At 65.9% G+C, this 791-nt stretch carries 1 protein-coding gene; it reads right to left on the minus strand.

Translation table 11 applies throughout. The features are described from left to right. Positions 1–344: 344 nt before the first annotated feature. Positions 345–791: transposase family protein (locus D8M34_RS18470; protein ID WP_148113112.1), on the minus strand; the 447-nt coding region annotated here is incomplete at its 5' end.

The following is a 791-nucleotide window of genomic DNA, read 5'->3' on the forward strand; positions in this document are numbered from 1 at the left end:
TAACCAGCCACCCAGCCCTGTCCGCAACATATGATCACGAAGAAACTAACGGTCACGCTGCGCACTAAACCCGCTGGGTCGCCTCCCTGGAGGGTTTGTCCCAGGAACGGTGTTTTCGGCCCGACGCGCCGGGCGGGGGTCCGGCGGGATGGGCACTGTGAGTGATGACATCGGACCGTGTGAGTCCAGGTGAGTACGAGTCCGGGCCGGGGCGTGAGCTGACGGCCGAACAGGCCGCGGCGGCAGCGATGGTGACCGACGCGCGCCCGGGGGTTGGCGTTGACCGGCCCGGACGGGCTGTTGAAGCTGTTCACCAACAGCCTTTTCCATCGTGATTCTGCTGGTCAGCGGCGGGTTTCGATCCGGTTCAGGATGGTGATCGCGGCGATGGCGATGTCTGCGCGGCGGGGGCAGCAGCAGAGCCGGTCCAACACGTGCCAGCCCTTGAGTTCAGCGACGGCTTGCTCGCCCCGGCAGCGGATACGGGCGTGAGCGTGGTTCACCGCTTTCTGCCCGGTCGACAGACGATGTCGTGTCCGGTGACGCTTGTGCGGGGTCCGGACCGTTCCTCCGGCGCCCTGGTATGCCTTTTCCACCCAGGTCTCTACGTTTCGGCTGGACAGGGCGTCGATCACACCGGTTCGCCGGGCGGCGGTGAGATCGTGGGTGGATCCCGGTAGTGGTGGGGCTGCCCACAACAGCCGAACGAACGGACAAGCGAGGACCTGGACGTTCACTCCATAGCGGAGGTGTCGTGCGGAATAGAAGTGGCGGTGCCAGGCGACGCGGTC

This window comes from Microbacterium sp. HSID17254, from assembly GCF_003989315.1.
GTDB lineage: Bacteria > Actinomycetota > Actinomycetes > Actinomycetales > Microbacteriaceae > Microbacterium.